Annotated in this window: 1 pseudogene; it reads right to left on the bottom strand. The window is 65.9% G+C overall.

The window, feature by feature from the left end:
• Positions 1-211, bottom strand: a pseudogene (locus B4E36_RS01850) (hypothetical protein); the annotation flags it as partial.

The raw sequence follows: 211 nt of genomic DNA, 5'->3' as shown, positions 1-211 counted from the left end.
GGCGCCTGCAGGTCGATCGCCTTGGTGACGTTGTAGACCAGGTCTTCAGGTGCTGTGTAGGTGATCAGCGCCGGATAGGGCACGCCCGCGCATTCCAGCGGATGCTCCTCGTCGATATGAACGCCGACGGTCGCCTTGCGCTGGGTGAAGTGCGGGTTGACGGCCTGCAGCCGCTCCCAGCCCGCGGTGTCGGAAAACGGCATCGCCAGCC

It is taken from the genome of Martelella sp. UBA3392, assembly GCF_002358775.1.
Classification (GTDB): Bacteria; Pseudomonadota; Alphaproteobacteria; order Rhizobiales; family Rhizobiaceae; genus Martelella; species Martelella mediterranea.
The sequence above is the reverse complement of the archived record's forward strand: the minus strand, read 5'-3'. Positions and strand labels throughout refer to the sequence as shown.